At 65.3% G+C, this 19,083-nt stretch carries 17 protein-coding genes; 8 read left to right on the top strand and 9 right to left on the bottom strand.

Annotated features, from left to right (window positions below; all coding sequences use genetic code 11):
• Positions 1-11 precede the first annotated feature (11 nt).
• Positions 12-1,799 (top strand): chloride channel protein, encoded by a 1,788-nt coding sequence (locus tag XH79_RS37805; RefSeq protein WP_212338082.1) that lies wholly within the window; start codon positions 12-14, stop codon positions 1,797-1,799.
• A 47-nt stretch (positions 1,800-1,846) separates the two neighbouring features.
• On the opposite strand, the gene XH79_RS37800 is transcribed toward XH79_RS37805, so the two are convergent.
• Positions 1,847-2,104 carry a DUF2798 domain-containing protein gene (locus XH79_RS37800; protein WP_271584982.1) on the bottom strand — a complete coding sequence of 86 codons (258 nt, stop codon included), beginning with the start codon at positions 2,102-2,104 and terminating at the stop codon, positions 1,847-1,849.
• 290 nt (positions 2,105-2,394) lie between these two features.
• Between XH79_RS37800 and XH79_RS37795 the strand changes: the two genes are divergently transcribed.
• The gene (locus tag XH79_RS37795) at positions 2,395-2,775 is read left to right on the top strand and encodes a hypothetical protein (RefSeq protein ID WP_271584981.1); all 381 of its coding nucleotides are present in this window, start codon (positions 2,395-2,397) and stop codon (positions 2,773-2,775) included.
• Positions 2,776-3,782: 1,007 nt separating this feature from the next.
• On the opposite strand, the gene XH79_RS37790 is transcribed toward XH79_RS37795, so the two are convergent.
• Entirely contained in the window at positions 3,783-4,220 is a 438-nt protein-coding gene (locus XH79_RS37790; RefSeq protein WP_271584980.1) for a hypothetical protein, read from the bottom strand.
• Between the two features lie 2 nt (positions 4,221-4,222).
• Between XH79_RS37790 and XH79_RS37785 the strand changes: the two genes are divergently transcribed.
• The 4 genes from XH79_RS37785 (at position 4,223) to uraD (ending at position 6,838) form a co-directional block, all read left to right on the top strand.
• Positions 4,223-4,504 (top strand): hypothetical protein, encoded by a 282-nt coding sequence (locus tag XH79_RS37785; protein ID WP_271584979.1) that lies wholly within the window; start codon positions 4,223-4,225, stop codon positions 4,502-4,504.
• 89 nt (positions 4,505-4,593) lie between these two features.
• Complete coding sequence (locus tag XH79_RS37780) at positions 4,594-5,007, top strand: DUF3830 family protein (RefSeq protein WP_008134648.1); 414 nt, start codon at positions 4,594-4,596, stop codon at positions 5,005-5,007.
• Positions 5,008-5,943, top strand: coding sequence for an allantoinase PuuE (gene puuE, locus XH79_RS37775; protein ID WP_271584978.1), 936 nt, complete (start codon positions 5,008-5,010; stop codon positions 5,941-5,943). It begins immediately after the preceding gene.
• A gap of 7 nt (positions 5,944-5,950) precedes the next feature.
• The gene (uraD, locus tag XH79_RS37770; RefSeq protein ID WP_212342478.1) at positions 5,951-6,838 is read left to right on the top strand and encodes a 2-oxo-4-hydroxy-4-carboxy-5-ureidoimidazoline decarboxylase; all 888 of its coding nucleotides are present in this window, start codon (positions 5,951-5,953) and stop codon (positions 6,836-6,838) included.
• On the opposite strand, the gene XH79_RS37765 is transcribed toward uraD, so the two are convergent.
• A complete protein-coding gene (locus tag XH79_RS37765) occupies positions 6,835-9,561 on the bottom strand; it encodes a molybdopterin-dependent oxidoreductase (protein WP_271584977.1) in 2,727 nt (908 codons plus the stop codon). The genes uraD and XH79_RS37765 overlap by 4 nt on opposite strands.
• Positions 9,558-10,382, bottom strand: coding sequence for an FAD binding domain-containing protein (locus XH79_RS37760; RefSeq protein ID WP_271584976.1), 825 nt, complete (start codon positions 10,380-10,382; stop codon positions 9,558-9,560). The genes XH79_RS37765 and XH79_RS37760 overlap by 4 nt, the downstream gene beginning before the upstream one ends.
• Before the next feature lie 152 nt (positions 10,383-10,534).
• Between XH79_RS37760 and XH79_RS37755 the strand changes: the two genes are divergently transcribed.
• Positions 10,535-11,884: an 8-oxoguanine deaminase gene (locus XH79_RS37755; protein WP_271584975.1), complete on the top strand. Its 1,350-nt coding sequence runs from the start codon at positions 10,535-10,537 to the stop codon at positions 11,882-11,884.
• A gap of 110 nt (positions 11,885-11,994) precedes the next feature.
• Here XH79_RS37755 and XH79_RS37750 read toward each other — a convergent pair whose 3' ends face one another.
• The 4 genes from XH79_RS37750 to XH79_RS37735 form a co-directional block, all read right to left on the bottom strand.
• The gene (locus tag XH79_RS37750) at positions 11,995-13,071 is read right to left on the bottom strand and encodes a BMP family ABC transporter substrate-binding protein (protein ID WP_271584974.1); all 1,077 of its coding nucleotides are present in this window, start codon (positions 13,069-13,071) and stop codon (positions 11,995-11,997) included.
• Positions 13,072-13,148: 77 nt separating this feature from the next.
• Positions 13,149-14,066 (bottom strand): ABC transporter permease, encoded by a 918-nt coding sequence (locus XH79_RS37745; protein ID WP_271584973.1) that lies wholly within the window; start codon positions 14,064-14,066, stop codon positions 13,149-13,151.
• Positions 14,053-15,144 (bottom strand): ABC transporter permease, encoded by a 1,092-nt coding sequence (locus XH79_RS37740; RefSeq protein ID WP_271584972.1) that lies wholly within the window; start codon positions 15,142-15,144, stop codon positions 14,053-14,055. The genes XH79_RS37745 and XH79_RS37740 overlap by 14 nt, the downstream gene beginning before the upstream one ends.
• Positions 15,128-16,699 (bottom strand): ABC transporter ATP-binding protein, encoded by a 1,572-nt coding sequence (locus XH79_RS37735; protein ID WP_271584971.1) that lies wholly within the window; start codon positions 16,697-16,699, stop codon positions 15,128-15,130. Before XH79_RS37735 ends, XH79_RS37740 begins: the two co-directional genes overlap by 17 nt.
• Before the next feature lie 582 nt (positions 16,700-17,281).
• On the opposite strand from XH79_RS37735, the gene XH79_RS37730 reads away from it, so the two are divergent.
• Entirely contained in the window at positions 17,282-18,388 is a 1,107-nt protein-coding gene (locus XH79_RS37730; RefSeq protein ID WP_212342492.1) for a hypothetical protein, read from the top strand.
• 197 nt (positions 18,389-18,585) lie between these two features.
• Here the strand turns inward: XH79_RS37730 and XH79_RS37725 are convergent, their stop codons facing one another.
• Entirely contained in the window at positions 18,586-19,071 is a 486-nt protein-coding gene (locus XH79_RS37725; RefSeq protein WP_212342493.1) for a nucleoside deaminase, read from the bottom strand.
• Between the last annotated feature and the right edge of the window lie 12 nt (positions 19,072-19,083).

Below are 19,083 nucleotides of genomic sequence, written 5' to 3'. Positions count from 1 at the left end.
GCGGGCAAAAGGTGTTCGTACGGATCAGGCATCTCGTCGATCGCAAGGGAACCAACCGCACCATGGTTCGGCTGCGCGCGCTGCTGCGCAGCAACGAGTTCTACCTGATCCCGCTGGCGCTCGTGATCGGTACGCTCGCCGGCGCCGTCGTGACGCTGATGGCCGAGATCGCGCAGATCGCCCATGTGGTGATCTACGGCATTCCCGTCGACGTTCGCCTCTCGGCCAATGCGCGCGTGAGCCCTTGGGCCGCGCTGCTCGCACCTGCGCTCGGCGGGTTGGCGCTCGGCATCATGGAATGGTCGCGGCGGCGGATGAAGATCTCCAACGCGGTCGACCCTATCGAGGCCAACGCGCTGCGCGGCGGCAATCTCTCGATGCGCGACAGCGTGGTGGTGTCGAGCCAGACGCTGATCTCCAACGGCTGCGGTGCGTCGGTCGGCCTCGAGGCCGGCTATACCCAGATCGGCTCCGGCATCGCCTCGCTGCTCGGCAAGTTCTTCAATCTGCGCCGCAACGATCTGCGCCTGATGGTCGGCTGCGGTGCGGCCGCCGCGATTGCAGCCGCGTTCGGTGCGCCGATCACCGGCGCCTTCTACGCCTGCGAACTGATCGTCGGCGTCTATTCGGTCGGCAGCGCCGCGCCGATCCTGGCGGCCTCGCTCGCCGGCGCGCTGACCGCGCAATGGCTCGGCGGCGCGCCGTATTCATTGGAGATACCCAAGGTCAGCGCCGTCGGCGTCGAGCAATATCTGGCGCTGATCGGGCTCGCCCTCATCACCAGCGGCGTCGGCATTGCCGTGATGCGTTCCTCGCCGATGTTCGAGCGTCTGTTCGCCTGGCTGCCGGTCTGGCTGCGTCCGGTGTTCGGCGGCCTCATCGTCGGCGGCTTTGCGATTGTCACGCCGCAGGTGCTGGCGGCCGGCCACGGCGCCATGGTGCTCGATCTGTTTCACGACATGACGATCGGCCTGATCGCGCTGATTATCGCCCTGAAGGTGACCGCGTGCCTGATCTCGCTGGCCTCGGGCTTCCGCGGCGGCCTGTTCTTCGCCTCGCTGTTCGTCGGCAGCCTGATCGGAAAATTCTTCGCCGAGCTGCTGGAACTGATCAGTCCGAACTTCGTGATCGATCCGCTGGTGGCGATGCTGACGGGCATGGCGACGCTCGGCGTCGCCATCGTCGGTGGGCCCCTGACGATGTCGTTCCTCGTGCTCGAGATGACCCGCAATGTCGACGTCACCGCCGTGGTGCTGGCCGGCTGCATCGTCACCTCGATCTGCGTGCGCTTCATGTTCGGCCACTCCTTCTCGACCTGGCGCCTGCATCTGCGCGGCGAGACCATCCGCAGCGCCAACGACGTCGGCTGGCTGCGCAACCTCACCGTCGAGCGGCTGATGCGCTCCGACGTCGGCAAGGTGCCGTCGACGACGACGATCGCGGCTGTGCGCCGCGAATTCGCGCTGGGGTCGCGGCCCGGTATCGTCATCGTCAACAACGCGGACGAATATGTCGGCCTCGTCCTGCTGCCCGACCTGTACTCCAGCGATCTCGACACCATCGCCGACGACATCCAGGTGATCGAGCTCGCCCGCCTGATCGACATCGTGCTGATTCCGGAAATGAACGTGAAATCCGCGATGGCGGTGTTCGACGAAGCGGAAGCGGAGATGCTGGCGGTGGTCGATTCCACCGACAGCCGCAAGGTGGTCGGCTTCCTCACCGAGACCTTCGCCCGCCGCCGCTATGTCGAGGAGATCGACAAGGCGACGCGCGGCGTGCTGGGGGCGTTGTCGTAAAGCGTTGAGGCGGGACGGCGGGCTGCGTGCGCCGCCGTCCGCGCCTTCTATCGACCTGGTTGGGACGGGGACGCGACGAGGCAGGCCACGATCCGGCGGACCAGCGGCAGCACCACGAGCAGCGTCGGGAAGGCGACGAGCCATGACAGCCCCCAGGCGCCGGGCCAGGTGGCCAGGAACGCCGGCGTTGCGCCGAGGCTCCGCAGCGTCGAAATGACCGACACCACGGCTGTCATGAGGATGGACAGCACGAATGGCATCACGATCGGCGCACAGCGCGCCGGCAGTTTGCGAATCGCAATCATCTGATTTCTCTTGAAGAATAGGACGCGTCAGTCACGTTGAACCCCAAAATTGGCATCGATCCCGACGGCGTCGGTTGATGCGTTGGTTCACGTGAACGCTTACGGCGACCGAAAAACGGCGCGGCTGTTCATTATCCGCTCAGGTTGAGTGGCGCAAGCTGGATCGGATCGTTCGGTTTACAATCGTTCAAAGCGTGGCAGATCGCCGCGATCATGAAACCAATTCAGCGGTTTGGGCGTTACGGACGGTTTGCATGGATGTGTTTGGGCGAAAACAGAGGAAGGTCAAAATGAGCAGACTCGTGATTTCCGCAGCCGGCCGCAACACCGTCCTGGCCGCGTGCGCTGGCCTGGCGCTGCTCGCAACCTCGGTATCGCCCTCGGCTGCGGCAGCCCCTCGGCCGGCACAGGCGGCGTCCGCAAACGCAGGTCAGGCCTCCTCCGACGTCACTGATTTCAGCGCAGCCCGTCGTCGCCACTACTACCGGCGTGGACCGAACGCCGCAGGTCTCGCCTTCATGGGCGCAGCGGCGGGCATCATCGGCGGAGTGATCGCCGAGCAGCGGCGCCGCGACTATTATGAGAACCGCTATTATTACGGCCCGCGTCCTTACTACGGCGGCCAGGGCTACTACGGCGGCAGTCCCTATTATTACGATCCGGGCTACTGATACCGGTCGTATCGAGCGGCCGTAGTTCGTCGGTCAGATCCACTTCCGGATTTTGCAGAAGGGCGGTGCTTTGCGCCGCCTTTTTTGTTGCTTCCTTGCTCTTGTAGTTCCATCCGGGCTACGGGACCGAATTGTGTCGCCCGGCTGTCAATCCCGGTCGGCGAAAATATTCCGCTTTATCGAAATTCGGATTTGTCGTATGTGTGGCCCATCCCGGCTCATCCTTGAGGGGCGATCATGAGGTCGTCATTGTCGCGAGCCGGGCTTGCGGTGGACGCGGCAGCGTCGGGCGCGAGAGCTCGAGGGCAGGGCGGATTGCTCTCCGTGAGCCCCAAGGCTTCGTGCGGACGAACGGCACTGTCAGGTTCGTCTCGTCGTCAAGTTTCCGGCTCCGTCGACAGGGCTGGGAAAACTGCGGCGAAATGGCGGACCGTGCGTACGGCAAAACCGTGTGGTCCTGGCCGTCGTTGCTACGGTCAAGCCTTAGCGGAGGCGGTGATCGCGTCAACCGGCGCGGCGCCGGCGAATTTCGCTGGGGTGAGGGAGGCCAGAACGAACTCGGCTCCCGGGAGAGCACGGCATAAGCCGTCTGACCATCGCGCAGGGAAGGCCGTGTGTTGGGCTTGACCTGTATGCTGCTGTGCGGTTCTTTTGCGCTACATTTTTGCGCAGCGGACCGCGGGTGTCAGCCGGCACCCGGCCTTCCCTGCGCCCTCTTGGACAAGAGGGTGGAAAGATGAAGCAAAGCTCGGGCGAAATCAGCCGCGAGGATGCGGAGGCGTGTCTCTTGTTCGAGAGTTCAACGCGCCATGAACCGTCACCCTGAGGTGCGCGCTCTGCTGCGCGTAGCGCTGCAGAGCAAGCCTCGAAGGGCGACGGCCCGGCTGCATCTCGGCCGTGCATCCTTCGAGGCTCCCGATGGGGCGCTCCGCGCCCCATCACTCGCACCTCAGGATGACGGTCCAGCAATGACGATGTCGAAGCCGTTGTGCTCTACGCTTCGCGTATCACCGTCCCGCCGGTGCCGACATCGCGCCATTGGAATAGCGCGACCAGTCGGGCGCGGTCGGCTGCGACGGCCAGAGTGCGGCATTGGAGTCGCGTACCGATTGAGTGATGGGAGCGGGTTGCGCTTTGCGAGCGTGGTGGCGGTCGCTTGCGGCGGCGGTCTGGACGGTGACGGCGGCAATCAGCATGGCGCCGAGAAAAGCGAAGGACTTTTGCATCGTTGTTTCTCCCGTGACGACGCTCCGGCTGTGAGAGATGTTGTCGTCGTCGCGGCTGACATGGCGATGTGGTTTGCCGAATATCAGCGGCGCCGCCATCACGTTGGAGCGAGCAAATTTTTTGGTCCCGGCTAAATATTCGGCAACCGGTCCACGGCGCCGATGGACTTGCCCGCCGCAATCCGGTTCAATGGGGTGAATTGGCTTTCCAGGCGACAACGATGTCGAAATATCTGCTGGTCCTTCTCCTGATCGCCGCGCCGGCGGCCGCGCAGGTCAAACCTACGCCGAAGAGTTCGGCGGCGCATCCGGATCCCTGCGCGCCGATCGGGCGGACCGCGGACGGCAAGCTGGTCTATTCCATGAAATGCGAGAACCTGCCGGCACCGCCTCCGCCACCGCCTCAGGCGGAACTGAAGGAGGCGCCGCCCGCGGCAGCCGCCGAGCCGGAGCCGGAGGTGCGGCGGAGCGGCATTTTCGGCTGGTCCTACGACCGCAGGTGATGCGGCTTCGCCCTTGCGCGAAGCCCGATGGAGTGCTTTTTGCTGAAAGTTCCCCGCGGGGCGCATCGCCCCCGATCCAGAGAGATGAGATGAGCAAACTCGTTATCCGCGCAGGCGACTACACCTTCGATGCCCGCTTCGAGGAGCAGGCAGCACCCAAGACCGTTGCCGCGTTCCGCAAGGCCATGCCGTTCGAAAGCCACATCATCCATGTGCGCTGGAGCGGCGAGGCGGTCTGGATGCCGCTCGGCGACCTCGATTTCGGCGTCGGCTACGAGAACCACACCAGCTATCCCGCGCCGGGCCAGATCATCCTCTATCCCGGCGGCATCAGCGAGACCGAGATCCTGATGGCCTATGGCGGCGTGAGCTTCGCCAGCAAGATGGGCCAGCTCGCCGGCAACCACTTCATCACCGTGACCTCGGGGCTGGAGAACCTGGCGACGCTGGGCAAGAGCGTGCTGTGGAAGGGCGCGCTGCCGATCCGCTTCGAGGAAGTCTGAGTGACTGACGCCCGCTACCCGCGCGATCTCCGCGGTTACGGCCGCAACCCGCCGCATCCGCAATGGCCTGATAACGCGCGGGTCGCGGTGCAGTTCGTCGTCAATTTCGAGGAAGGCGGCGAGAACAACATCCTGCACGGCGACCGCGCCTCGGAAGCGTTCCTGTCCGACGTGCTCGGCGCACAGCCCTGGCCGGGCCAGCGCCACGCCAACATCGAATCCATGTTCGAATATGGCTCGCGCGCCGGCTTCTGGCGGCTGTGGCGGATGTTCAATGAACGGAAGTGGCCGACCACCGTGTTCGGCGTCGCCACTGCGCTCAAGCGCAATCCGGAAATCGTAGCTGCCATGAAGGAGGCGGGCTGGGACATCGCCAGCCACAGCCTGAAATGGATCGAGCACAAGGACATGACCGAGGCGCAGGAGCGCGCCGAGATCGCCGAGTCCATTCGCGTCCATACCGAGGCGACCGGCGCACGGCCGCTCGGCTGGTACACCGGGCGCTCCTCGATCAACACCAATCGGCTGCTGATGGAGGAGGGCGGCTTCCTCTATCTCTGCGACTCCTATGCCGACGATCTGCCCTATTGGGTCAAGGGTGCGAAGGGCAAGCAGCTCATCATTCCCTATACGCTAGATGCCAACGACATGCGGTTCATCAACCCGCAGGGCTTTGCCGAAGGCGAGCAGTTCTACACCTACCTGAAGGACGCCTTCGACGTGCTCTATGCGGAAGGGCAGACCGCGCCGAAGATGATGTCGGTCGGCCTGCATTGCCGTCTCGCCGGTCGGCCCGGCCGTGCTGCGGGGCTGATCCGCTTCCTGGATTACATCGGCAAGCACGAGCGCGTCTGGGTGCCGACCCGGCTGCAGATCGCGCAGCATTGGCACGACAAGCATGCGCATCTCGCGGCCGATGCGTTCGAGATCGGATGAAGGTGTGATGTCGCAGATTTCGCTCGCCGATCTCAATGCTGCAAGCAAGGCAGATTTCGTCGCCGCCCTCGCCAACGTCGTCGAATACTCGCCGTGGATCGCCGAGAAAATCGCGGCGCAGCGACCGTTCACCGGCATCAATCAATTGCACGCCGCGCTGATGGCGGCGATCCAGGCTGCCGAGCCCGACGTGCAGCTCGCGCTGATCCGCGCGCATCCGGATCTCGCCAACAAGACCCAGCGCGCGGCGGGCCTCACGGCGGAATCGACCGACGAGCAGAACAGCGCCGGCCTCGACCGGCTGTCGGATGCCGAATACGCCGCGTTCGAGCGCGTCAACAACGCGTACCGCGAGAAGTTCGGCTTCCCCTATATCGTCTGCGTGCGGCGTCACACCAAGGATTCCGTGCTGCGCGATTTCGAGACGCGGCTCCTCAACATCGCCAAGACCGAGACGCGTCGCGCGATCGAGGAGATTGGCCGTATCTCGGCGCTGCGGCTCGATCAGCTCGTCGTCGCCGACGACAGGCTGAAGGTGCACGGGCGCCTCTCCACGCATGTGCTGGACAACCACGCCGGCAAGCCCGCGCCCGGCATCCCGGTGGAGCTCGTCGAGCTCTCCGCGCTAGGCGAAAACCGCATCATCGCGCGGACCGTCACGAACGCAGATGGCCGTACCGATCAGCCGCTGATCGGCGGCCGCCCACTGCCGATCGGTCGCTACGAGCTTCGCTTCAGCGTCGCCAAATATTACGCCGAGCGCAACGTGCCGCTGTCGGACCCGCCGTTCCTCGACGAGATCCCGCTGCGCTTCGCCGTCAGCGAGCCGGAAAATCACTACCACGTGCCGCTGCTGGTGACGCCCTGGAGCTACGCGACCTATCGCGGCAGCTAGCTGCCGAACTTCTCGTGTAGCGCCGGAAACAACCGGTCCGGCTTGAAGGGCGGCGCGGTGAAGCGGATGCCGGTGGCGTCCGCGATCGCATTGCCGAGTGCCGCAGCGACCGGATTGTACGGACTCTCGCTCATCGACTTGGCGCCAAGCGGGCCGATCGTATCCGACGTCTCCGCGAACAACACCTCTGTGCGCGGAACGTCGGCGAAGGAGGGCAGGTGGTAGTCGCGGAACTTCGGATTGGTGACGCGGCCGCCTTCGTCGATCACCATCTCCTCGTAGAGCGCAGCACCGAGCGCTTGCGCCACGCCGCCCTCGACCTGGCCGCGGCACTGCATGGGATTGGCGACGATTCCGGCATCCGCGGCCTGCACGCTCCTGAGAATCCTGAGCTCGCCGGTCCCCTTGTTCACCGCGACGCGAAAGCCCTGCACGTTGAAGCCGACCGAGCGCGGCGTGCCGCCCGAATTGCCGCTGCCTGTGAGCGGCTGGCCGCGTTCGCGCGCAAGCTTGGCCAATTCAACAAAGGACATCCGGCGCACGCCGCTGACGACTGTCTCGCCCTCGAGCGTGCAACCACCGACATCGCAAAGCCAGGCGGCCGCGGCCGCAGCCTTTAGTTCGGTCGCAAGCTGCGTGGCGGCGGCCTGCGTCGCCTTGCCGGCGACGAAGGTGCCGGCGCTGCCATAGGCGCCGGTGTCGTGGCCGCCATGGGCGGTGTCGGACTGGCGCAGGAAAATCCTGTCGACGGTGGTCGCCAGAATGGTCGCCGCGATCTGGCGGTGGACGGTGCTGGTGCCGTTGCCGAACTCGGCGGTGCCGACGGTGAGGTCGAAGCCGCCGTCGTCGTTGAGCGCGATCGTCGCATCCGCGATGTGGCCGGCGGGCGGCACGGTGTCGATCATGGTCAGCGCGACGCCGTCGCCGATCAGCCATTCCGGCGAGAGCTCCGGCTGCGGGCCATCCGCCTGCATCGCGCGCTCGACGAGGTCGATGCATTGGTCGAGCCCATAGGAGCCATAGAGCACGTCGTGAAATTCGGACGGCGGCGGCGACAGCATGGGATCGCCCAACCGGACGATGTTGCGCCGGCGCATCTCGTAGGGGCTGATGCCGAGCTGCTTCGCCAGCTCGTCGATCGCGGCCTCGATCGCGATCAGCGTCTGCGGCAGGCCATAGCCGCGAAATGCGCCCGCCGGCACCGTGTTGGTGTAGACGGCGTAGCCGTCCACCCGCTTGTTCGGGCAATTGTAGACTGCGATGGATTCGGACAGCGAGTGGAACATGACCGGACCGGCGTGATTGCCGTAAGCGCCGGTGTTGGAGAGCACGTCGAGCTGGAGCGCGGTGAGCTTGCCATCGGCATCGGCGCCGGCCTTGATGTGGACCCGCATCGGATGTCGCGTCGAGGTCGCGATGAACTGCTCCTCGCGGGTGAGCTCCAGCTTCACCGCCCGCCCGGTCCTGAGCGCGGCGAGCGCAAGGATGTCCTCGACGAACATCTCCTGCTTGCCTCCAAACCCGCCGCCGACGCGTTCGCAGAACACGCGGACCTTGTCCATCGGAAGCTCGAAGATGTCGGACAGCGCGCGCCGGGTCAGGAACGGCACCTGTGTCGAGGTACGGACATTGAGAATGCCGGCGTCGTCGAGCCAGGCGAGACCGCCATGGGTCTCCAGCGCGGCATGCTGCACGCGATGGCTGTGGAAGGTGGCCTCAAAGGTGACGGCGGATGTCGCGAGCGCCGCCGCGACATCGCCGTACTCGCCGTGTGTCTCGGCCGCCAGATTGCGCTGGGCGTCGGCGATGCGGTCCGCCGTGGTGCGGTCGGGATGAATGATCGGCGCACCCGGCGCCATCGCCTGCTCCGGATCGATCAGCGCCGGCAGGATCTCGTACTCGACCTTGAGCCGGCGGCAAGCTTCCTCGGCCGCGCCCTCGCTCTCGGCCACGACCGCGGCGACTCTCTGTCCGATGAAGCGCACGACGTCGTCGAGGACGCGGGTGTCCTCGGGGTCCATCCAGTCCTTCTCGTGTCGCGCGGTCGAGATCAGGACGGACGGTGCGTCCTCATGCGTCAGCACCGCGTGCACACCGGGAACGCTCAGGGCCGCAGACTTGTCGATCGCGACGATTCTCGCGTGCGCGTGAGGCGAGCGCAGCAGCTTGATATGCAGCAGGCCATCGATCTGCGTGTCGAACGTGTAGCGCGCTTTGCCGCGCACGACATCCGGACCTGCGGGAGCCGGCAGGCTGCGGCCGAAGGCGGCGCCGGCCTCGACACTCTCCTCGACATTGGACTTGCCGAGCAGTGCGTCCTCGATCGCGCGATAGCCGGTGCAGCGGCAGATATTGCCCTTCAGCGCCGCGCCGAGGTCGGTGCGCTGGGCCTGGTTCAGCGAGGCACAGGTCAGGATCATGCCGGCGGTGCAGAAGCCGCACTGGAAGCCTTGCGCATCGAGGAAAGCCTGCTGCATCGGATGCGCGCCATGGTCGCCGCCGAGACCCTCGATCGTGGTGACGGTGCGCCCCTCGGCGCGGAACGCCGGGATCAGGCAGCTATGCACCGGCTCGCCGTCGAGCAGCACGGTGCAGGCGCCGCAATCGCCGGCGTCGCAGCCCTTTTTCACGCCGAAATGGCCGAGCTCGCGCAGGAACGTGCGCAGGCACTGACCGGCGCGCGGCTCCTGCGCGAACCTCGTTCCATTGACCTCGAAGCTCATGATGTTGCCCCCAGGAGCTCGCCGCGGATCTCCTCGGCGAGCCGCAACGTCATGTGCTTGCGCCAGAGCGGCTTGCCGTGGATGTCGGTGTGGTAGAGGTCATCGGTGATCTGCTGCATGATCGAATCGCGCAGCGCGTTCGCATCGGGCGGCGTGGGGAACGACAATCGGATCGGTCGCACCGTCGATGCGGTGACCGTTAGCGCCAGCGTGCCATCGCCATCGAGGCTGCCGATGAGGAGCACCGCCGAGCGGCCGACCGGCGCCAGCGAGATCTGGCGAAACGCCGTGCGGCGCCTCAAGGCCGCGATCGGGATGTCGATCTGCCTGAGCAGGTCGCCCGGCGTCAGGCGATTGCGCTGGTTGCCGGTGACGAAATCGATGACCGGAATCTTCTGCTCGCCGCCGCCGGCCTTCCAGATGGTGCAGACGCCGTCGAGCGCGGAGGTGAGGGAAATCATCGGTCCAGCCGGCAACGACATGCAGAGATTGCCGCCGACGGTCGCCGTCTTCCAGATCTTGAACGATGCAAGGAAGGCGCGGCAGCACTGGTTGATCAGCGGCGCAGCGAGCCAGTCGGGCGGACAGGTGAGCCCATCGATCTGCGCGACGGTGCAGGTGGCGGCGATGGAGAGGTGGCTATCCGTGATCGTCAGCGCAGGCCATTTCAGATCGGTGAGATCAATGAGCCGCGTGAGGTGCGCTTGCGGCTCCGAGAACAGCCAGGTGCCGCCTGCGAGCCAAGCATCACCTGGCGTCCAAACGGGCAGCTGCGCGCGCGTTTGCGGATGGGCGACCGCTGTGATGGTATTCAAATCCATGGCTGCGCCAAGAGCTTCCGCCGGTGAATCGTGCGATAGAGTCTTGCAAGACCGGAGCCAAGTCGCAACAAGCAAAGTCATGGCATGAACGTGTTCGGACTGGCGTCCGGCTTGCAGGACTGGCGTCCGCAGATGTGGGGAGAAGCAGGCTCATGAGCGATGCAAAGCCAATCTGGATCAGGGATCCGCTGGCCATCCTCGCCGACGGCGCCGAGCGCGGGATCGTGGTCAGGGATGGCCGGATCGTCGAGCTCGTGCCGGCCGGCGGCACGCCTGCAACCGCTGACGTCGCGGTGTTCGATGCGGGCGAGCACGTCGTCCTGCCCGGCCTCATCAACACGCATCATCACTTCTACCAGACGCTGACGCGCGCGCTGCCTGCGGCAATGGACCGCGAGCTGTTTCCCTGGCTCCAGGCGCTCTATCCGGTGTGGGCGACGCTGACGCCGGAGCGGCTGGAACTCGGCGTCACCGTGGCGATGTCCGAGCTGCTGCTGTCGGGCTGCACCACCACGACCGATCATCACTATGTCTTCCCGGCGGGGCTCGAGGAGTCCGTCGATATCGAGGTCGGCGTCGCAAAGCGGCTCGGCATGCGCGTGCTGCTCACGCGCGGCTCGATGAACCTGTCGCAGCGTGACGGTGGGCTGCCGCCCGACAGCGTCGTGCAGGACGAGGACACGATCCTCGCCGACAGCGCGCGCGTGGTAAGCAAGTATCACCAGCGCGGCGCGGATGCGATGGTGCAGATCGCGCTGGCGCCGTGCTCGCCGTTCTCGGTGACGACGTCGTTGATGCGCGCCACCGCCGATCTCGCCGACGAGCTCGACGTGCGCCTGCACACCCATCTCGCCGAGACCGAGGACGAGAACAGATTCTGTCAAGAGATGTATGGCTGCCGTCCGCTCGACTATCTCGAGCAATGCGGCTGGCTCAATGCGCGGACCTGGCTCGCCCACGGAATCTTCTTCAATCCGGACGAGATGAGGCGGCTCGGCAAGGCCGGGACGACCGTCAGCCACTGTGCCTGCAGCAACCAGCTGCTGGCGTCCGGCTGCTGCCCGGTGTGCGAGATGGAGGAGGCCGGCGTCGGCATCGGTATCGGGGTCGACGGCTCGGCCTCGAACGACGGATCGAACCTGATGCAGGAGGTGCGTGCGGCCTTCCTGCTGCAGCGGGCGCGCTACGGGGTGACGAAAGTCAGCCACAAGGATGCGCTGCGCTGGGCGACCAGGGGCTCGGCAGCCTGCGTCGGCCGTCCCGAGCTCGGCGAGATCGCGGTCGGCAAGGCGGCGGACCTGGCGCTGTTCAAGCTCGACGAGCTGCGCTTCTCCGGCCATGGCGATCCCCTGGCCGCGCTGGTGCTGTGCGGGGCGCATCGGGCCGACCGGGTCATGGTGGCGGGGCAATGGGCGGTGATCGACGGCGCGATCCCGGGCCTGGATGTCGCTGACCTCATCCGCCGCCACAGTTCGGCGGCGCGGGCCATGCAGGCGGGATAATCGGACCGAAAATTGAAAGAGGGGGCGACCACAAGTGCCGGGTGCTTCTGGCCACCCCCTCCGAACCTCCTCCGGGAGGAGCAGGTGATTTAGGCAATGCAAGAAGCGTGCTACTTGCCCGGCAGCTTGTCGTCGATGCCCTTCACATAGAAATTCATGCCGAGGATCTGGCCGTCAGCGAGATTGGCGCCGCCCTTGCACTCGACCTCCTTGCCGTCCTGCCCAATGACCGGGCACTTGAACGGATGCAGCTTGCCTGCGGTGATCGCGGCCTGGGCATCCTCGGCCATCTTCTTCACGTCGTCGGGCATGTTCGTATAGGGCGCCATCGCGAACATGTGGCTGTCGAGGCCGCCCCAAGTGTCCTCGGACTTCCAGGTTCCGGCGAGCTCGGCCTTGACGCGCTCGATGTAGTAGGGGCCCCAGGTGTCGAGGATCGAGGTCAGCTGGGTCTTGGGCCCGAACTTGATCATCTCGGAATCCTGGCCGAAGGCGAGCTTGCCGCGCTCGCTGGCGATCTGCATGGCGGCCGGCGAATCCGTGTGCTGCATGATCACGTCGGCGCCCTGGTCGATCAGCGCCTTGGCGGCGTCGGCTTCCTTGCCCGGGTCGAACCAAGTGTTGGCCCAGATGATCTTGACCTTGATGTTCGGGTTGATGGTCTGCGCCGCCAGGATCGTCGCGTTGATGCCGGAGACGACCTCCGGAATCGGGAACGAGCCGATATAGCCGAGCACCCCGGACTTCGACATCTTGGCCGCGATCAGGCCCTGGATGTAGCGGCCCTGGTACCACTTGGCCGAATAGGTCGACATGTTCTTGTCGCGCTTGTAGCCGGTGGCGTGCTCGAAATGCACGTTCGGATACTTCTTGGCGACCTTCAGCGTCGGGTCCATGTAGCCGAACGACGTCGTGAAGATCAGCTTGTTGCCGGCGCGGACGAGCTGCTCGATGGCGCGCTCGGCGTCGGGGCCTTCGGGCACGTTCTCGAGATAGGTGGTCTCGATCTTGTCGCCCAATTCCTTCACCAGCGCCTGGCGGCCGACGTCATGCTGGTAGGTCCAGCCGAGGTCTCCGATCGGGCCCAGGTAAATGAAGCCGACCTTCAGCTTGTCGGCGGCGGAGGCTGCGCTGATGCTCCCGGCAAGCAAAAGGCCGGAAGCCAGCGCAAGAAGTGATTTCCTCATCATCAATCTCCAAACATCAGGGGAAAGCCACGATCCGCAACGTGCGCGCCCCATCGCACACGCCGCGGAAATGAAACTCAGCGGTCAGGCACGAACACGGTGCCGAGCGCGGCCGGCGCGGTCGAGCCGCCGGTGCGCGCGCGGGAGAGCAGGACCAGCACGATGACGGTCGCGAGGTAAGGCAGCGCCGACATGAATTGCGAGGGAATGCCGACGCCCCAGCCCTGCGCGTGCAGTTGCAGGATCGTCACCGCACCGAACAGATAGGCGCCGACCACGAGCCGGCCCGGCCGCCAGGACGCGAACACCACCAGCGCCAGCGCGATCCAGCCGCGGCCGGCAGTCATGCCGGGAATGAAGAACGGCGTATAGGCGAGCGGCAGATAAGCGCCGGCAAGGCCAGCGCAGGCGCCGCCGAACATCACGGCGAAGGTGCGGATGCGCAGCACGGGATAGCCGAGCGCATGCGCGGAGACGTGATTGTCGCCGCAGGCGCGCAGGATCAATCCCGCTCGCGTGCGGTACAGAAACCACCAGACGCCGATGATCAGCGCGACGGAGAAATAGACGAAGCCGTCCTCGCCGAACAGCACGCGGCCGATCAGCGGAATATCGGTGAGGCCGGGGATATAGAGATGCACGGCCGGCGTTATGCGCTCGCCGACGAAGCCGGCGCCGATCAAACCCGACAGCCCGATGCCGAGAATGGTCAGCGCGAGCCCCGTCGCGACCTGGTTGACCGCGAGCCCGAGCGCCATCAGTGCGAAGACCAGCGACATCAGCGTGCCCGCGACGATGCCGAACAGTGCGCCGATGAAGATCGATCCGGTCAGCCAGGCGCCGGCAAAACCACAGGCTGCGCCGACGATCATCATGCCTTCGACGCCGAGATTGAGCACGCCGGAGCGCTCGGTCACGAGCTCGCCGGTCGCGGCGATCAAGAGCGGCGTCGACGCGGCGAGCACCGCGAGGATGATGGCTTCAACCAGCTCCACGGGTCACCTGTCGGTTCGGGAACGCCAGCTTGAAGCGGTAGAGAATGAGGGAGTCGCAGGCGAGCACGTAGAACAGCAGAATGCCCTGAAACACCTTGGTCACATCCAACGGGATCTTCATCGCGATCTGCGCCTGCTCGCCGCCGATAAAGGTCAGTGCGAGAAAAAGGCCTGCAATTAATATTCCAAGCGGGTTCAGCCGGCCGAGAAACGCGACGATGATCGCGGTGAAGCCGTAGCCCGGCGAGATGCCGGGCTGGAGATGCCCGACGGGACCGGCGACCTCGATGATGCCGGCAAGGCCCGCCAGCGCGCCGGAAACCGCGAAGGTCAGGATGATCAGCTGGTTGGCATTGAAGCCGCCGAACCGTGCTGCGCGTGGGGCGGCGCCGACCACGCGGATCTCGAAACCCTTGATGGTGCGCCCGAGCAGGATCGCGGCCGCCGCGACGACGAGCAGCGCGATGATCGAGCCGAGATGCAGCCGCCCGCCTTCGATCAGCAGCGGAACGGTTGCGACCGGATCGAACTCCGCGGTGGTCGGGAAATTGAAGCCGTGCGGATCGCGCCAGGGGCCGCGCACGAGATAGTCGAGAAAGAGATCGGCGACATAGACCAGCATCAGGCTGGTCAGGATCTCGCTGGCGCCAAACTTCACCTTGCAGATCGCCGGGATCAGCGCGTACAGCGCGCCGGCGGCGGCCGCGAGCACGAGCATGGCCGGCAGCACCCAGGCGCCGGCATCGGTGCCCTGCGTCTTCACCGCGATCCAGCTTCCGGCGACCGCGCCGATCAGGAATTGCCCCTCGGCGCCGATGTTCCAGGCATTGGCGAGATAACAGAGTGACAGGCCGATCGCGATCATCACCAGCGGCGTCGCCTTCACAGCGATCTCCTGCAGCGAATAGCCGTCGGTGAGAGGCGCGACGAAATAGGCATGCAGCGCGAGCAGCGGATTCTTGCCGAGGATCGCGAACAGGATGGTCATGGTGACGATCGTCAGGCCGATCGCGATCAGCGGCGAGACCAGCGCGATCGTGCCAGAGCGCTCGGCGCGCTTCTCAAGCACCAACTGCATGCGCGGCCTCCTTCGGCTCCAGGCTGCTACCGCCCATGAGAAGGCCGAGCTTTTCGCGGGTCGCTTCACTCGTTGCGAGCGGGGCCGAGAGCCGGCCGTGGAACATCACAGCGATGCGGTCGGCGATCTCGGCGAGCTCGTCGAGATCCTGGCTGGTCACCAGCACGGCGGCGCCCGCGGTGGCGAGATCGAGCAGCGCCTGGCGGATCACCGCGGCAGCGCCGGCATCGACGCCCCACGTCGGCTGGCTCACCACCAGCACCGCCGGATTGCGCAGGATCTCGCGTCCCACGATGAATTTTTGCAGATTGCCGCCGGACAGGCTCGCGGCCTCGGGATCGCGCTTGGCCTTGCGTACATCAAAGGTTTCGGTCGCGCGGTCGACGGTCTTCAGCGTCGCCGCGGTGTCGATGAAGCCGTGATGGACCATGCCGCTCGCTGCGTGCCCGGTGAGCAGAGCGTTCTCCGAGAGCTTCATGCGCGGCGCGGTACCGTGGCCGAGCCGCTCCTCAGGCACGAAAGCCGCGCCCAGCTTGCGCCGCTGCGTGATCGAGAGATGGCCGGCAGCGATGCCTTCGATCACCACGGTGCCGGGATCCTTGGACAGCCGCTCGCCGGAGAGCGCGGCAAAGAGCTCGTCCTGGCCGTTGCCGGCGACGCCGGCGATGCCGAGGATCTCGCCGCCCTTCAGCTCGAACGAGATGTGCTCGAGCCGCACGCCGTGCGCTTCGCCCGGCGCAAGCGAGAGATCGTTGACGACGAGGCGCGGCACCGTGGTCTTCCGGCCGGCGGGGGCCCTCACTTCCTTGATCTCGCCGCCGACCATCATGCGGGCGAGCGAAGCTGCGGTCTCCAGCCTGGGATTGCAGGTCTCGACCTTCTTGCCGCCACGCAGGATCGTCGCAGTGTCGCAGAGGCGCTTCACCTCTTCCAGCTTGTGGCTGATATAGAGGATGGCGCGGCCTTCGGCCTTGAGGCGCTCCAGCACGATGAAGAGCTGGTCGGCCTCCTGCGGCGTCAGCACCGCGGTGGGCTCGTCCAGGATCAGGAATTTCGGGTCCTGCATCAGGGCGCGGACGATCTCGATGCGCTGGCGCTCGCCGACCGACAATTGCCAGACCTCGCGCCTGGGATCGAGCGGCAGACCGTAAGTCTTCGACACCTGCTCCAGCCGCGCCGACATGTCCTTGAAGGATTCTCGTCCATCGAGGCCGAGCGCGACGTTCTCGGCGACGGTGAGATTGTCGAACAGTGAGAAGTGCTGGAACACCATGCCGATGCCGCGGCTGCGCGCTTCGGACGGGCCTGACAGCACGATTCGCTCGCCCTGCCAGCGGATCTCGCCGGCGCTGGGCTGGATCAGCCCGTAGATCGCCTTGACCAGCGTCGACTTGCCGGCGCCGTTCTCGCCGAGCAGGGCGTGGATCTCCTTGGGCCAGATGTCGATGTCGATGGAATCGTTGGCGAGGAAATCGCCATAGCGCTTGGTGAGCCCGATCGTCGTCAGCAACGGGGACTCGCCGGAATGCAGGCCGTTAGGCGTCGGATCTAACATTCGCTGATGCGCTTGCATGGGGTGAAGTGCCTCAATAGTGGGCTAGTTTGAACCGCCGCGTAAGGTGTGAAAAAGCGTCATCCCTTGCTCAACGCTTCGGCAGGCGCGTGGTGTCGGCGAGTCGTGGCTCTCGCCAGGCGCGGATGGCGCTCGCGCGCTCCAGGGTCGTCCTTGCGGGTACCGCTCGGGCGCGGCGCCTGTTGTAAATTTGTGACGGTTCAAACCAAATCGGAACCCACTGTGCAGCCTCGACCTGAAGCTGAGCAAAATCGCGCCAAGACGCGTATGCAATGTCGGATCGCGGCATCATGCGCCCTCGGCAATCCTGGCTGCCTCGTTCGTTCGACGCGAAATGCGAACAAAATCAAACGGGAATGTCTGGCAATGGCCAGCCTCTCATCGCCGCGTGACAAGGCGCACGCCCCGCAAATGCACTCAAAATCTCGAAGGGAGACGTCGCCTGCTGCCAAAACAAGCGGCATGCCTTGAAAAAAGTTGAGGCTTCTCACTCCGGGAGATCGGCGCAAGTGTCGCACCCAAGGGACGTTCATTTTTACGTGTCCAAACTTGGGGGTATTCAGGATGTCGTTTCGTTTCAAGGCAGTTGCAGCCGCTGCGCTGTCACTTGCTACGCTTGCCACAAGTGGCCTGGCTCAGGCGGCGGACTTGCCGGTCAAGGCCGCCAAGAAGGCGCCTGACCTCCCGTTCTTCCTGGTGATCGACAACCGCGTGTCGTTCTCCTACATGCCCAAGGGCACCGATCCCGGCATGTGGAGCGTCCGTCCCGACGGCAGCATCAACGGCACCACCGCCAAGCAGGTCTACTCCTTCACCCACTTCGACCTCTGGGCCTACGGCACCAACTTCTTCACCATCTCGATGTTCAAGTCGGGGAAGAACGACCCTGCCAATCCCTGCACCGCGCCGGGCGTGACCATCACCGGCGGCGCCGCCGACTGCGCCGGCGCAACCGAGATCTACGGCCTGTTCCGTTCGACCTTCGGCTGGAACGAACTGTTCAACACCAAGGCCTTCACCATGGGGCCGCTGCATAACATCTCGTTCGAAGTCGGTATGGACGCCAACACCGAGAACAACTTCCTCGCGCCGGCCAAGCGCGACGTCGTTGCCGGTCTCCAGTTCGCCTTCGACCTTCCCTACAAGGGCTATTTCAACGTCGCGCCCTTGATGTACTACGAGTTCCTGAACCACAACGCCTTCACCCAGTGCGGCCTGTTCGGACCGGGGGTGGCGGGCGTGACCTGTAACTCGGACGGCAATGTCAGCTATCGTCCGACCTGGGCCGTCGAAATCAACTACTACATGGATCTCGGCTTCCTGCCGCCGAGCATGCAGTACTTCTCGATCAGCGGCCGCGCCGGCTGGTATGGCCCGAAGGGCGACTCCAACGGCCTGCCTGCGCTCTCGGGCGTCGGCCGTTTCTCCACCGCTTCGAAGACGGAGCTGAACAGCGAGCCGATCCGCCTGACCTTCGATGCCTCGAAGGCGGTCTGGGGTGACAAGTACTCGCACTTCGTCGATCTCTGGGTCGCCTACCGCTACTGGCAGAACAAGTTCGGCCTCGACCACAACGCCATGCCCGGCGTCTGCACCGTCGCCGCGACCGGCCAGAGCACCAACAGCTGCACCGAGTCGACGGTCTATGGTGGCGTCACTGTGAAGTTCTGATCGGTTGACGATCTCCAGGTTCGGATGGCGCCGCGCAGGTATGCGCGGCGTCATTCCGTTTTCGTAGGGTGGGTTAGCCGAAGGTGTAACCCACCAACTTCGTTTGGCGGCGCGGAAGCGCGTGGTGGGTTACGCCAGCGGATGCGCTTCGCGCATCCGCCAACTAACCCACCCTACGGATCGGAGTTTGGGGCGGCCTATTTCGTCCACACGCCGGCGTGCAGCGATTCGGCTTCGTCTTCGAGCAGCGGCCCGACGACCTCCGTCGGTCGCTGGCCGCTGGCAAACACCTCACGGCAGGGCAGGTCCAGCGTCGGGTTCTCCGGATGGTTGCCGGTGACGCCGCGCAGGCGCTCCTCACTGAGGCCATAGACGACGCGGCCGATGCCGGCCCAATAAATTGCGCCGGCGCACATCGCGCACGGCTCGGCCGAGGAATAGAGCGTGGCCCTCGCCAGCACCTCGCGGCTGAACGTGCGGCAGGCCTGGGTGGCCGCGAGGCGCTCGGCATGGGCGGTGCCGTCGCGGTCCGGCATGTAGCCGTTCTCGCTCTCGATCAGCACTTTGCCGTCCGCATCGACGACGATGCAGCCGAAGGGGTGGTTGCCATGGGTGAGCGAGCGCCGGGCAATTGCGAAGGACAAACGCAAGAACTGCTTGTCGCGTTCGGTTGCCTCGCTCATCGCTCCTCCGCG

This window comes from Bradyrhizobium sp. CCBAU 45389, from assembly GCF_028128625.1.
Classification (GTDB): domain Bacteria; phylum Pseudomonadota; class Alphaproteobacteria; order Rhizobiales; family Xanthobacteraceae; genus Bradyrhizobium; species Bradyrhizobium liaoningense_B.
The sequence above is the reverse complement of the archived record's forward strand: the minus strand, read 5'-3'. Positions and strand labels throughout refer to the sequence as shown.

Coding starts and splice junctions, on each gene's coding strand:
- XH79_RS37800 (WP_271584982.1), bottom strand. CDS start 2,104: ATGATTGCGATTCGCAAACTGCCGGCGCGCTGTGCGCCGATCGTGATG.
- XH79_RS37795 (WP_271584981.1), top strand. CDS start 2,395: ATGAGCAGACTCGTGATTTCCGCAGCCGGCCGCAACACCGTCCTGGCC.
- XH79_RS37785 (WP_271584979.1), top strand. CDS start 4,223: ATGTCGAAATATCTGCTGGTCCTTCTCCTGATCGCCGCGCCGGCGGCC.
- XH79_RS37780 (WP_008134648.1), top strand. CDS start 4,594: ATGAGCAAACTCGTTATCCGCGCAGGCGACTACACCTTCGATGCCCGC.
- uraD (WP_212342478.1), top strand. CDS start 5,951: ATGTCGCAGATTTCGCTCGCCGATCTCAATGCTGCAAGCAAGGCAGAT.
- XH79_RS37765 (WP_271584977.1), bottom strand. CDS start 9,561: ATGAGCTTCGAGGTCAATGGAACGAGGTTCGCGCAGGAGCCGCGCGCC.
- XH79_RS37760 (WP_271584976.1), bottom strand. CDS start 10,382: ATGGATTTGAATACCATCACAGCGGTCGCCCATCCGCAAACGCGCGCG.
- XH79_RS37755 (WP_271584975.1), top strand. CDS start 10,535: ATGAGCGATGCAAAGCCAATCTGGATCAGGGATCCGCTGGCCATCCTC.
- XH79_RS37750 (WP_271584974.1), bottom strand. CDS start 13,071: ATGAGGAAATCACTTCTTGCGCTGGCTTCCGGCCTTTTGCTTGCCGGG.
- XH79_RS37740 (WP_271584972.1), bottom strand. CDS start 15,144: ATGCAGTTGGTGCTTGAGAAGCGCGCCGAGCGCTCTGGCACGATCGCG.
- XH79_RS37735 (WP_271584971.1), bottom strand. CDS start 16,699: ATGTTAGATCCGACGCCTAACGGCCTGCATTCCGGCGAGTCCCCGTTG.
- XH79_RS37730 (WP_212342492.1), top strand. CDS start 17,282: ATGTCGTTTCGTTTCAAGGCAGTTGCAGCCGCTGCGCTGTCACTTGCT.
- XH79_RS37725 (WP_212342493.1), bottom strand. CDS start 19,071: ATGAGCGAGGCAACCGAACGCGACAAGCAGTTCTTGCGTTTGTCCTTC.